The 12,035-nt window shown below is 40.4% G+C and carries 12 protein-coding genes and 1 pseudogene; 4 read left to right on the forward strand and 9 right to left on the reverse strand.

Annotated features, from left to right (window positions below):
• Positions 1-3: 3 nt before the first annotated feature.
• The 5 genes from G6Q00_RS02520 to G6Q00_RS02540 all read right to left on the reverse strand — a co-directional run bounded on the left by G6Q00_RS02520 (position 4) and on the right by G6Q00_RS02540 (position 3,419).
• A complete protein-coding gene (locus tag G6Q00_RS02520; RefSeq protein WP_163531874.1) occupies positions 4-462 on the reverse strand; it encodes an S-ribosylhomocysteine lyase in 459 nt (152 codons plus the stop codon).
• A gap of 40 nt (positions 463-502) precedes the next feature.
• Positions 503-1,645 carry a cystathionine gamma-synthase gene (locus tag G6Q00_RS02525; RefSeq protein ID WP_163531875.1) on the reverse strand — a complete coding sequence of 381 codons (1,143 nt, stop codon included), beginning with the start codon at positions 1,643-1,645 and terminating at the stop codon, positions 503-505.
• Between the two features lie 22 nt (positions 1,646-1,667).
• Positions 1,668-2,585 carry a PLP-dependent cysteine synthase family protein gene (locus tag G6Q00_RS02530; protein ID WP_163531876.1) on the reverse strand — a complete coding sequence of 306 codons (918 nt, stop codon included), beginning with the start codon at positions 2,583-2,585 and terminating at the stop codon, positions 1,668-1,670.
• A gap of 104 nt (positions 2,586-2,689) precedes the next feature.
• A complete protein-coding gene (locus G6Q00_RS02535; protein WP_163531877.1) occupies positions 2,690-3,196 on the reverse strand; it encodes an FkbM family methyltransferase in 507 nt (168 codons plus the stop codon).
• On the reverse strand, positions 3,153-3,419 hold the full coding sequence (locus tag G6Q00_RS02540; RefSeq protein WP_163531878.1) for a hypothetical protein: 267 nt from the start codon (positions 3,417-3,419) through the stop codon (positions 3,153-3,155). Before G6Q00_RS02540 ends, G6Q00_RS02535 begins: the two co-directional genes overlap by 44 nt.
• Positions 3,420-3,575: 156 nt before the next feature.
• On the opposite strand from G6Q00_RS02540, the gene carB reads away from it, so the two are divergent.
• Positions 3,576-6,818: a carbamoyl-phosphate synthase large subunit gene (gene carB / locus G6Q00_RS02545; RefSeq protein ID WP_163531879.1), complete on the forward strand. Its 3,243-nt coding sequence runs from the start codon at positions 3,576-3,578 to the stop codon at positions 6,816-6,818.
• Positions 6,819-6,853: 35 nt separating this feature from the next.
• Here the strand turns inward: carB and G6Q00_RS02550 are convergent, their stop codons facing one another.
• The 3 genes and pseudogenes from G6Q00_RS02550 to G6Q00_RS02560 form a co-directional block, all read right to left on the reverse strand.
• Entirely contained in the window at positions 6,854-7,921 is a 1,068-nt protein-coding gene (locus G6Q00_RS02550; RefSeq protein ID WP_163531880.1) for an aliphatic amidase, read from the reverse strand.
• A gap of 94 nt (positions 7,922-8,015) precedes the next feature.
• Positions 8,016-8,354, reverse strand: a complete 339-nt coding sequence (locus tag G6Q00_RS02555; protein WP_430750785.1) for a hypothetical protein — start codon at positions 8,352-8,354, stop codon at positions 8,016-8,018.
• Positions 8,318-8,554, reverse strand: a pseudogene (locus tag G6Q00_RS02560) (hypothetical protein); the annotation flags it as partial. The gene G6Q00_RS02555 and the pseudogene G6Q00_RS02560, both read right to left, overlap by 37 nt.
• A gap of 254 nt (positions 8,555-8,808) precedes the next feature.
• On the opposite strand from G6Q00_RS02560, the gene G6Q00_RS02565 reads away from it, so the two are divergent.
• From G6Q00_RS02565 to G6Q00_RS02575, 3 genes are read left to right on the forward strand one after another with little or no spacing between them, the layout of a single operon-like run.
• A complete protein-coding gene (locus G6Q00_RS02565; RefSeq protein ID WP_163531883.1) occupies positions 8,809-9,891 on the forward strand; it encodes an aldo/keto reductase in 1,083 nt (360 codons plus the stop codon).
• Positions 9,892-9,899: 8 nt separating this feature from the next.
• Entirely contained in the window at positions 9,900-10,724 is an 825-nt protein-coding gene (locus tag G6Q00_RS02570; protein ID WP_163531884.1) for a glycosyltransferase family 4 protein, read from the forward strand.
• Positions 10,717-11,226: a glycosyltransferase gene (locus G6Q00_RS02575; protein WP_163531885.1), complete on the forward strand. Its 510-nt coding sequence runs from the start codon at positions 10,717-10,719 to the stop codon at positions 11,224-11,226. Before G6Q00_RS02570 ends, G6Q00_RS02575 begins: the two co-directional genes overlap by 8 nt.
• A 6-nt stretch (positions 11,227-11,232) precedes the next feature.
• On the opposite strand, the gene flgG is transcribed toward G6Q00_RS02575, so the two are convergent.
• Positions 11,233-12,021, reverse strand: coding sequence for a flagellar basal-body rod protein FlgG (gene flgG / locus G6Q00_RS02580; protein WP_040499053.1), 789 nt, complete (start codon positions 12,019-12,021; stop codon positions 11,233-11,235).
• Positions 12,022-12,035: the final 14 nt, after the last annotated feature.

A 12,035-nucleotide genomic window follows, 5' to 3' on the forward strand; every position in this document is an offset into this window, starting at 1 on the left:
GTTTTAGGCTTCTATGCTAGACCATTCGTTGCGTTTGGCTAAAAATTCACGCGCTAGATTTTGCGCACCCTCTAGTGTATGGTTAGCAGCCCAGCCGCATTGTTTTTCATTGCTAGCGGGTACTTCTTTTGCTTTAAGCACATCTTGCATGGTTTGTTCTAAGATTTCAAGAATACCCTCATAATTTTCATGGTTTAACACAGTCAAATAAAAACCGGTCTGGCATCCCATAGGCGACCAGTCAATAATATAATTTGCATGGTTGCGAATCAGTTCTGCGACCAAGTGTTCTAGCGAATGCAAACTAGGCATGTCCATATGTTCTTTATTGGGCTGTTTAAAGCGTACATCATACTTAACTATAATATCCCCGTGCTCTCCTATTTTGCGATCGGCAACACGGACATAAGGCGCTTTGACCTTTGTATGATCTAAATTAAAACTTTCAACATTCATTTTCATGTATCACTCCTTATTTAATTGGGGCATTCTAGCATATCCCTTATTGGACTAACTCAAAAGCTTGGGCTAAATCCTCTATTAAATCCTCACAATGTTCAATTCCAATAGATAAACGCACTAAACCCTCTTTAATTCCTGCTACTTCGCGTTTTTCTTTAGGAATAGAGGCATGCGTCATAGCGGCCGGGATTTCAACTAAACTCTCCACTCCGCCTAAACTTTCGCCTAGAATGAATAATTTTAAAGCCTGTACAAAAGCAATGGCCTTTTTTTCCTCTTTTAAAGTAAAAGAGAGCACCCCGCTAAACCCGCGCATTTGCGTTTTGGCTAATTGATAGTTAGGGTGTGTAGGCAGGCCGGGGTAATAGACATGTTCAACTTGATTATGGGCTTTTAAAAATTTAGCGATGTGTAGGGCGTTTTTTTGGTGTTCCTCCATGCGCACCCCTAGCGTTTTGATGCCTCGTTGCAATAACCAGCTATCTTGAGGGCTGAGTATCCCCCCAATGGCATTTTGATAAAAACCAATCTCTGTAGCTAGATTCTCTTGATTAGTGCTAACAAGCCCGGCAATAAGATCGCTATGCCCCCCTAAATACTTCGTTGCGCTGTGTACAACAATATCAGCTCCTAGTTGGAGGGGATTTTGAAAATAGGGGGTTGCAAAAGTGTTATCTACAATGGTGAGTAAATTATGATCTTTAGCAAGCTTAGCGCTAGCCTTTATATCTGTGATTTTTAAAAGGGGATTGCTGGGGGATTCTAAATAAAGCGCTTTGCTATTAGGTTTAATGGCCTGTTTGATCTGTGATATATCGCTAGTATCAATAGAGGTATAGCTTAGACCAAATTTTAAAAGGACTTTATCTAAAAGGCGGAAAGTCCCACCATAAACATCATCGCTAATTAAAATGTGATCGCCTGCTTGAAACAACGAAAACACCGCATGAATGCCTGCTAAACCAGAGGCAAAAGCAAAACCTTTAACCCCACCTTCTAAATCAGCAATTAGCTCTTCTAAAGCAAAACGCGTTGGATTTCCCGAACGCGAATATTCATAGCCCTTAGAATGCCCTACCCCATTTTGCCGGTAGGTAGAGGTTTGATAAATGGGCACACTTACAGCCCCTGTTAGCTCATCTTCACTAATGCCCCCGTGGATTAATTGTGTTTGTAAATGCATGTTTTTCCTTTAAGTGATCAAATTATAGATAAATACCCTTAGACAAATAGCGATCGGCTGCATCCGCAAAGATTGTAAGAACACAACTTTTCTCCGGCAAGCGCTCTATTTCGCGTAAAGCCGCTGCAAAAGCAGCACCACTAGAACTACCCACGAGTAAACCACTTTTCCGGGCTAATTCTTTGGTGTAATAAAACCCTTCATCATCTGAAATAGTTTCAAAACGCTCAATAGGCAAATCTGCAAAAAAGGGGGGGATAAATTCCACCCCAATGCCCTCAATTTTATGAGAATAAGCTACACCCCCATTTAAAATCGAACCCTCTGGCTCTACACCAATTAAACGAATAGTGGGAATTTGTTCTTTTAAGTATCTGGCTGTGCCGGCAAAAGTCCCCCCGCTTCCAATTCCAGCAACAAAGCTAGTGAGTTGGTTTCCTAGTTCCTGAATAATTTCTGGTCCTAATGTGTAATAGTAGGTATCTGGATTTTTAGGGTTTTCAAATTGCAAAGGCAGGTAACTATCTGGGATACTTTGGGCTAATTCTTTGCTTTTAGCAATCGCGCCAACAATGCCTTCCTCACTAGGCGTATTGATCACCTCAGCCCCTAAAGCCTTCATAAGCTGTTGTTTTTCCACACTAAATTTTTCCGGAACCACAAAAATGGTTTTTAAGTGGTGGTGCAAGGCTACAAGCGCTAAAGCAATCCCAGTATTACCGGCTGTGGGCTCAATAATAGTTGTCTTTGGCGTGATTTGACCCGTTTTTAAGCCCTCTTCAATGAGATATTTTCCTAAACGATCCTTGATACTACCCCCCGGGTTTAGATGCTCTAATTTAGCATAAATTATCGAATCTTTAGGCAAGGGATAATTTTCTTTACTAAATTTAAAGATAGGGGTTGAGCCGATTGCCTGCGTAGTTGTACCAATAACCATGTTGTCTCCAAAAAATTAAATCTAAACGCGCATTAGTTTATCCCTAGTAAGCTAATTTAAAGTTTTATAAAATTGTGTACACTTAAAGCACATCGCTACAAATATTAATTTTCTTTAACATAAAAATCATCACAACCAAGCCTTAGAATCTTTTTGTACCCTTTAAGCTTTAAAAAATTATAAATATCATCTGTATTGTAATTATTTTCTATCCCTATAAGTCTAATGTCATAGCTATTAAAATCAATGCTTTCTAATATTTTCATCTCACCACCTTCTACATCAATACTTAAATAGTCAATTTTCTTTTGCTCTCCTTGCATAATAGTATCAAAGCGCGCCCCTTGCATTTTTATAATTTGATAATCACCGCCATATTCGGCTACTTCTTTCTCTATACGCTCTAAATGTCGTTTATCATATTCATTTACTATACCGCTTAACATTTGCGCGTATCCTGTAATTTGCATAAAAGAGACTTCACCATCTATATTGCAGAGGGCTACATTATGTTTTTTAATCTTTGGATTTGATCTGTTTTTAAGAAGTAGTGTGTAGACATTAAAATCAGCTTCTATAAGTACCCCCCCCCCATTTATTGCTAGAGTCATTCTCTAATAAATAAGTATTGCTAAGAGATACTCCATCATTTGCACCAATATCTACAAAAAATAGCGGTCCTTTTTCATCTTTATAAAAAAATTGCACAAACAAATCTTGTTTATCTTGGGAATAACTTTTTCTCTCTTTTTCTAACAGCCATTTATTAAAGTTATCTTCTAATGTAGGAAAAAATAAACGCCAAATTTTTTTAATATACTCTTTTAGTTTCATAACACACTCCATTTATAAAATGAGAATTATATCATAGTGTTATTCATATTTTTTAAGTGGTGGGTTAAATCGGGGGCTTAGGCGGTAATTTAATAGGTTAGGGGCATTAAAAAGCCACTTCCTAGTGATCTTTTAAGTTTTTGCTATAATTTCTACATGCAACCTTTTAAAAGAATCTTACTCATTGGCTCGGGTCCTATTGTCATTGGGCAGGCGTGCGAGTTTGACTACTCCTCTAGTATTGCGCTTAAAACGCTTAAAAGTTTAGGCTATGAAGTGGTGCTTTTAAATTCTAACCCCATTACCATCAACACCGATAAAGCCCTAGCCTATAAAACCTACATTGAGCCTATCACTACAGATAATGTCTTAAAAATTGTGGCTTTAGAGAGCATTGAGGCGATTTTGCCCACTATGGGCGGCCAGACAGCTTTAAATATCATCGTAGAATTGCACAAACAAGGGCATTTTGAGGGCGCGCTAAGCGGTGTGAAACTCTTAGGGGCTAGCATTCAGAGTATTTTAAAAGCAGAAGATCGGCGCGCTTTTAAAGAGTGCATGCTCTCTATTGGGTTAGATTTGCCCAAAGGGGGTTATGCTTATAGTGAGGAAGAGGCGCTAAGTGTGGTTAAAGAGGTGGGTTTTCCTTGTATTATTCGCTCTAGTTTCACTCTAGGCGGAGAGGGTAGTTCTGTAGCCTTTAACATTGAGGAATTTAGAGAGCTCGCCCAATTTGCCCTAGAAGCCTCGCCTATCTCAGAAATTTTAATTGAGGAGAGTTTACTAGGCTGTAAAGAATTTGAAATGGAGGTGGTGCGCGATAAAGATGATAATTGTATCGTGGTGTGTTGTATTGAAAATGTTGATCCTATGGGTGTACATACGGGTGATAGCATCACCATTGCCCCCGCCCTCACCCTCACAGATAAAGAATACCAGCGCATGCGCGATGCGAGTTTTGCGGTGTTGCGCGCGGTAGGTGTGGATACTGGCGGGGCTAATGTGCAATTTGCCATTAAGGGGAGGCGTTTATTAGTTATTGAAATGAACCCTCGCGTGAGCCGTAGCTCGGCTTTAGCTAGCAAGGCCACACTTTTTCCTATCGCTAAAATCGCCACACTTCTAGCACTAGGACAGAGCTTAGAGCATATCCAAAATGACATCACGCAAAGTACAAGCTGTTTTGAGCCCACCCTAGATTATGTCATCACCAAAATCCCGCATTTTGACTTTGAAAAATTCCCCCAAGTAGACACCACCTTAGGAACTTCTATGAAAAGCATTGGGGAGGTGATGGGCATTGGAGGGAGTTTTAAAGAAAGTCTGATGAAGGCCTTAGAGAGTGACTATCTTTTAAACAATCTGCGCGCGTTTTTAGAAAGTCCTTTAGATTTAGAATTTTTAAAAAAGGAGTTGCGCCGCCCCAATCCTAAACGGCTTTTTTATGTGATGCACGCCTTTGGCATAGGTTTGAGTATAGAGGAAGTACACCAACTTTGTTGCATTGATGCTTATTTTTTAAATGAGATAAAAGAGATTGTGCATGCCCTTTTAGACCTGCGCGATTTAAAGAATGCCACCACTCTACTAAGCAATAAACCCGCTCTTTTTAAACTCAAAAGCATGGGCTGTAGCGATGCTTTGCTAGCTAGCTTTTTAAACAAGAAGGAGAGTACAATACGCGCTGCGCGTAACCAACTCAATTTACACCCGCAAATGTACCAAGTAGATCTAAGTGCTAATGAATTTAAAAGCCCCACCCCCTATCTTTATAGCACCTATGCCCCTCCCTTTGCTCCACAACCCCCTTTAAAATCCACCCGCTCTAAGGTGATCTTACTAGGCTCTAGCGCGAATAAAATCGGAGTGGGCATGGAGTTTGATTACGCGCTTACCCATGTCAGTTTAGCGCTTAAAAAAAGAGGGCTAAGTCCTATTATCATCAATAACAATCCAGAAACCATTAGTACCGATCATGACACCAGCGACACGCTTTATTTTGAGCCTATTACGCTTGAGTGCGTGCTAGAAATTATTCTCAGAGAAAAAGAACAATTACTAGGCGTAGTGGTGAGCTTTGGGGGACAGACCCCGCTTAAAATTGCCGCTGATTTAGAAAAACTGGGTATCCCTCTACTAGGCACGGCGTTTAAAAATATAAAAATTGCAGAAGAGCGCGATCTATGCCACCAGCTTTTAGATCGCCTCCATGTGGCCTATCCTAAGGGCTTATGTGCACACTCCAAAGAACAAGCTAAGGAGTGCTTAGAAAAACTAGAATTGCCCTTGATTTTGCGCCCTAGTTTTGTGTTGGGTGGAGCAAAGATGCGCATTTTGCACACTAAAGAGCAATGTTTAGAGTATATAGAAAACTATGGCTTTGAAACTAGCCTTTTAATGGATTTCTTCTTAGAGGACGCACTAGAACTTGATGTTGATGCCCTGTGTGATCAAAAAAGTGTGTTTGTGTGTAGCGTACTAGAACATATCGAGCCAGCTGGCATTCACTCAGGCGATAGTACCTGTTTTCTCCCCTCTAGCCTTAGCCCGGATCTGTTAGAGGAAGTGTATTACCAAACCCAAAAAATTGCGCTAGGATTACAAGTTTTAGGCCTACTTAATATCCAATTTGCCTATAAAGATCACCAACTTTTTGTATTAGAAATTAACCCCCGCTGTTCGCGCACGATCCCCTTTGTCTCTAAGGCTTTGGGGTTAGATATTGCAGGGCTAGCTGCAGATGTGCTTATAGGGCAGAGTTTAGAGCAAATTGCTAAGGATTTTGCACTTGTGGCTAAAGAGGAGGGGTTGTTTGTGGCTAGGCCTTTGCATTATGTCTTTGTAAAGGAAAGCGTTTTTCCATTTAATAAGCTTTATGGGGCAGATTTAGTACTAGGCCCTGAGATGAAAAGCACGGGTGAGGTAGCAGGGGTGGGGTATACTCTAGCTGAGGCCTTTTATAAATCCCAGCTAGCTAGCCATAATCCTATCAAACATAAGGGCAGTATTTTTATCTCTCTTAAAGATCGCGACAAACAAAAAGCCATGCCCTTGATGCGCGCTTTAAAGGGTTTGGGTTTTAAACTTTATGCTACCACCGGCACACATAAAGCCTTGCAAGAAGGGGGACTGCAAAGTACTCAGGTGCTTAAAATCTCTGAGGGGCGCCCTAATATCTGTGATTTTATGCTCAACCACCAGATAGATATGGCCATTAATACAAGTGATGTTTTAAACGAAGATTCTAAGATTATCCGTATGCAAGTACTCAAAAACAAGATTTCTTATTTCACCACTTTAAAGGCCGTAGAAAAAGTGCTTTTGAGTTTATTAGAATATTCCAAGTTTAAAGACAACCCCCCCTTGAGTTTGCAGGAGTTACAAAACACGGGGGATTGAATTTAAACCTCCCGCTTAAGAGGGGTGAGTGCTAATTAAGAAACAGATCGTTTCCCAGCTGGAGCGTGATCTTTGTGTTTGTGATCTTCATGGGGTAAATCATAGACCGGACAGGTTTCTACACCAATGCTAGTGCGGGTGAATTTTTCCACATTTTCTTGGGCTTTTTTAGGATCGTTGACCCAAGTTTTATAGAATTCAAAGGGACATTCCATAACACCCTTATCGCCATCGCCACTGGCAAAGACACCGCTATAGCCTCGGTGCAACATTTTAAAGAGATGGTTGGTGCTTTGATCGTATTTTCTAGAATTGCGGATGGCGCTGATAGAGAGTTGTGCGTATTGGACTCCATTTTCCTCCTCGCCACACTCGCCCAAAGTATGCCCATCAAAACCAATAATGCTAGAATGCCCAAAGTAGGTGTAGACACCATCAAAACCTGCCGCATTGGCCACCGCGACATAAGACTGGTTTGCCCATGCCATAGCTTTTACCATGAGAATTTGTTGTTCTTTGGCTGGATACATGTAGCCTTGACAGCGGACAATAAGCTCAGCGCCCCTCATCGCACAATCGCGCCAAATTTCAGGATAGTTCCCATCATCACAGATGATCAAAGAAACTTTCATTCCTTTGGGTCCATCTACTACATAGGTTTTATCCCCTGGATACCACGCTTCAATGGGGCACCAAGGCAGAATTTTGCGGTATTTTTGCACAATCTCACCCTTATCATTGATCAAAACCAGCGTGTTGTAGGGGTTTTTATGGGATTGTTCGTGTTTTTCACCGGTTAAAGAGAACACGCCCCAAACTTTGTTAGCTTTGCAAGCCATAGAAAAAATTTGTGTTTCCTCGCCTGGAATCACAGCTGCGGTGTCAAACATTTCCTGTCTATCATACATGATGCCATGTGTGCTATATTCAGGGAAAATAACCAAATCAAGACCGGGTAGACCTTGTTTCATCCCTTGAATCATTTTTGCGATGTTATGGCAATTTTCTAGCACCTCTGCTTTAGTGTGCAGTCTAGGCATTTTGTAATTTACAACTCCTACACCCACAGTATCAGGGTTACTACAGATATCTCCATGTCTCATGCAATCTCCTTAAGAAGTTTTTTAGGGTTAAACCCTAGAGAGATTTTATAACAAATAGTTAAGCAATTAAACAACAAGAAAAAAAGATAACTCTTTACTCCCTAGATAAACCTATCCTAAAACTTCCATTTTGGTTTTTAAAGTGGATAGTATAAACTCCCGCATTTTCAAGCACATGCCCTTTTGTTACAATCTCTATTAAGCCGTTAATAAGCTTTTCTTGTATATGCGTTCCCTCAAAATCCTTAAAGTCATCAAGGTGTTTTTCTACAATCTTAGATAAACCATAGGGCTTAAGTGGTTTACCCTTAACATCTTTCAAGTCTTTTAAGTCTGTTGCACTTGCCCCCCACACCAAATCTATATCGCCTAAATCCTCTCTATAAAATGCCCCGGCTACTTGTCCCTCTTTAGTCTCTGGTAGTTTAGCAATTGCGCCTTGTGGATCATGGTAAAACTACTCAAAGTTTGTACCAAAGGCTTTATTGTGGGGGATAGCTTGATTTTTAAGGGTTGGATTAAATCATCTAGTTTATCTAATACTTCTGGGTGGTATTTAGCAATTTTAGCCAATCCATAACCATCACTTTTAGCACTCCCTGCTTTCCCCCACACCAAATCTATATCGCCTAAATCTTTTCTATAAGTAGGGGTTAGAGAAGTTAGAGAAGCAAGTAAAACTAGAGAGAGTTACCCCCCCCCCCCCCCCCCCGCACATAATTAGCGAGCATGGTGATCCTTTGGTGAAAAAATAAGAAGGGATTTTAGTGAGATTAAAATAAATGCTAACTTAAAATCTTAGGCATGTGTACGCCTACGCTTTTTAAGCCAACTTTGTTTAGACTCTAAATTTGCAAAAAGTTTTAACCATTTTAAAAAGGATAACCATGCCAACAAAGCAACCGCATGATCCTAAGCGGCGCTCTTTACTTATCAAAGGGGCGCTAGGTCTTTCTTTACTCTCCTCAGGAATGCTTGAGAGTAAGGCTCACAAAAATAAACAGCACAGTACAACTAACAAGCGCTTTTTAGGGAAATTACAGGTTTCTGCTATCGGGCTTGGGGTGCAAAATATGCCACGCAAATACGACACCTCTGTTCCCTACCGCCCGGAAATGATTAATATTATCCGACAGGCTTATGAGGCAGGGGTTACTTTTTTTGATACAGCGGAAGCTTATGGCCCTTTGGAATCTGAAAAAATTTTAGGCGAGGCTGTGGCTCCTTTTAGAAAAAAGATCGTGATTGCGACCAAATTTGGTTTTAACATAGACCCACAAACGGGTAAGCGATCCCCGGGGGTTAATAGCAAACCGGAGCATATTAAACAGGCCGTGCATTACATGCTTAAACGCCTACGCACCGATTATATTGATCTGCTCTACCAGCACCGCGTGGACCCGCAAGTGCCTATTGAAGATGTAGCGGGTGTAATTGCAGATTTAATGAAACAGGGGAAGGTTTTACATTGGGGGTTATCAGAAATGGGACTACAAACCCTAAGACGCGCGCATGCGGCTTTGCCTGTGAGTGCAGTATGTGAGCAATTAGGAATTGGCTTTGTTGCGTGGAGTCCTTTGGGAGTGCAGTTTTTAACTGGTTGGATTGATTCTAAAACCCGCTTTGCCTCTGGGGATTTTCGCGCCACAGAAACGCGCTTTAATCCGGAAAATATAGCCCATAATTTAAAACTTGTTACCTTGCTCAAAACTTGGGCTCAAAGAAAAAATGCTACACCCGCTCAAATTGCCCTTAGTTGGCTTTTGGCTAAAAAATCCTATATTGTGCCTATCCCCGGCACTACAAATAAGAATCATATGCTGCAAAACACCGCCTCTTTAGGAGTGAAACTGAGCGCCTCAGAAATGCAAGAGATCACACAAGCCCTCAATAATATAAAAATTCAGGGTAAGCGGCTACCAGACTTTGTACAAGCCCTCTCGGGTGTAGAAGCTGCACCTAAACATTAGGAATTTTTATGATCATTCTTTTTACCACCGAACAATACCACCCCCTACAAACTGGATTAGCTAGCGCAGATTATGGGTTGACTTTAGCACTTGCTAGATCAGGGCATTTAGTGTATGTGATTACAACGGGCATGTATGGGGAAACAAAAATTAGCAGAGAAGGAAATTTAAGTTCTATCTCTAGTGGTGATTTATCTAAAGAAATAGTAGAAATTGCACCAAATTTATTTGTGCTAGAGTTTAAGATTTATCATAAAGGAGGAGAATGGGAGGGTGAGATTGAGCAGTATCAAAAATTTGTACAAAACTTTAAGTGTGATTTACTCATCAATTCAGCTATTTTGACATGGAATACAGATTTTATTTATGACTACCTTCCTAAGTGCCATGCTAAAAAGAAAATATTAAGAAGCCATGGGGAGTATAGTCTTATGCATGGGTGGGCATTAGGGAATAAAGAGAGGATTAAAGATAGTTTTAGGCGTTTTTATTTTAACTCTAAGCGCTACAAGCAAAAGTACTACATTGCTTGGCTACGGCACAAATTAAAGAAAACTCTTAAATATTACGATTGTGTTTACTTTCTGCACAAAAATAGCCATGCCTACACTTATCTTAAACCTTATTGTTCTGTAGATATTCTGCCAAATGGTGTATTTGAAAAAGATATTTGCCCGCCTAAAACCATTACAAGCGCCCTAACAGAACAACAGAACAACAGAACAACAGAACAACAGAACAACAGAACAACAGAACAACAGAACAACAGAACAACAGAACAACAGAACAACAGAACAACTAGCAGACCTTCTTTTAAAACCCTATGTGCTTAATGTCTCTAATTACTACAAAGAAAAAGGACAGGATTTTGTACTTAGAGCCTACTATTTAAGTCAAGTTAGTATCCCCCTCATTTTTTGTGGAAACCTAGATACAGATAATACTTTAGAAAGTCTTAAGAATATCAAAGAGCAATTAGATTGCCAACATGGGTTTAAGCAAGTGTATTTTTTTTATGGAATTGATAGGAGTCAAGTATTAAATTTATTTAATAAGGCTACCTTGTTTTTACATGGCAGCCATGCAGAGGTTTTTCCTATGGTGATTTTAGAAAGCATGCAATTTGGTATGCCTTTTGTCTGTACCGATGTGGGTAATGTTAAAGAATTGCGTGCAGAGCTTGTTGTTAATACCCCAGAACAAATGGCAGATAAGATCAATGCGCTTTTAGATAATCCAGATTATTACAACAAGATAACACAAGAATTACACGGCGTGATCCAAGAATATAGCTATGAGAAGATTGTTAAGAAGTTAGAAAGAATAGGGGAATAACCCCTCTTAGCGTTTCAAGCTATTAACCGTCTGGAGCATGTTATCTGCGGTTTGGATAGTCTTTGAGTTGGCTTCATAAGCCCTTTGGGCTGTGATTAGATCGGTCATCTCCTCTACTAGGCGTACATTACTTAACTCTAAAAAACCCTGCCGTAATTGCCCATAGCCATCGCTATTAGCATTACCTACAATAGCTGGTCCGCTAGCTGAAGTTACTGCTAAAAGATTATCCCCTAAAGCATGCAAACCAGCCGGGTTAATAAAATTAGCTAAAGTGATTTGGCCTATCACATTAGAAGTACTTGCATTGCCCTGTGTAACACTAACTGTGCCATCTACCCCGATACTAATCTGGGTAGTGTCTTGGGGGAAGGTGATTTGTGGAATGAGTAAATACCCCTCTGTTGTAACCATATTCCCTTGATCATCAATTTTAAAATTACCTGCACGGGTATAAGCAGTAGAGCCATCAGGCATTTGAATCTGAAAAAAGCCCTTACCGGTAATGGCGATGTCTAAGTTATTTTCTGTCTCTTTAGGGCTACCCTGAGAAAACATCTTAGTTACACTAGCAGCGCGCACCCCTAAGCCTACTTCAATACCATTTGGCGATCTAGTGGTATCAGAAGTAGAGGTACCGGCATACTGCAGAGCTTGGTAAAACAGATCGTTAAAATCTGCCCGTTGCCGTTTAAAACCCACCGTATTAACATTGGCAATGTTGTTAGAAGTGGTGTCAATATGGGTTTGTTGTCCTAACATGCCTGTTGTCGCACTGTAAAGAGATCGCAACATCGCTAACCTTTTAA

Source organism: Helicobacter suis, from assembly GCF_902196125.1.
Classification (GTDB): Bacteria; Campylobacterota; Campylobacteria; order Campylobacterales; family Helicobacteraceae; genus Helicobacter; species Helicobacter suis_B.

Coding starts and splice junctions, on each gene's coding strand:
- G6Q00_RS02520 (WP_163531874.1), bottom strand. CDS start 462: ATGAAAATGAATGTTGAAAGTTTTAATTTAGATCATACAAAGGTCAAA.
- G6Q00_RS02525 (WP_163531875.1), bottom strand. CDS start 1,645: ATGCATTTACAAACACAATTAATCCACGGGGGCATTAGTGAAGATGAG.
- G6Q00_RS02530 (WP_163531876.1), bottom strand. CDS start 2,585: ATGGTTATTGGTACAACTACGCAGGCAATCGGCTCAACCCCTATCTTT.
- G6Q00_RS02535 (WP_163531877.1), bottom strand. CDS start 3,196: ATGACTCTAGCAATAAATGGGGGGGGGGTACTTATAGAAGCTGATTTT.
- G6Q00_RS02540 (WP_163531878.1), bottom strand. CDS start 3,419: ATGAAACTAAAAGAGTATATTAAAAAAATTTGGCGTTTATTTTTTCCT.
- carB (WP_163531879.1), top strand. CDS start 3,576: ATGCAACCTTTTAAAAGAATCTTACTCATTGGCTCGGGTCCTATTGTC.
- G6Q00_RS02550 (WP_163531880.1), bottom strand. CDS start 7,921: ATGAGACATGGAGATATCTGTAGTAACCCTGATACTGTGGGTGTAGGA.
- G6Q00_RS02565 (WP_163531883.1), top strand. CDS start 8,809: ATGCCAACAAAGCAACCGCATGATCCTAAGCGGCGCTCTTTACTTATC.
- G6Q00_RS02570 (WP_163531884.1), top strand. CDS start 9,900: ATGATCATTCTTTTTACCACCGAACAATACCACCCCCTACAAACTGGA.
- flgG (WP_040499053.1), bottom strand. CDS start 12,021: ATGTTGCGATCTCTTTACAGTGCGACAACAGGCATGTTAGGACAACAA.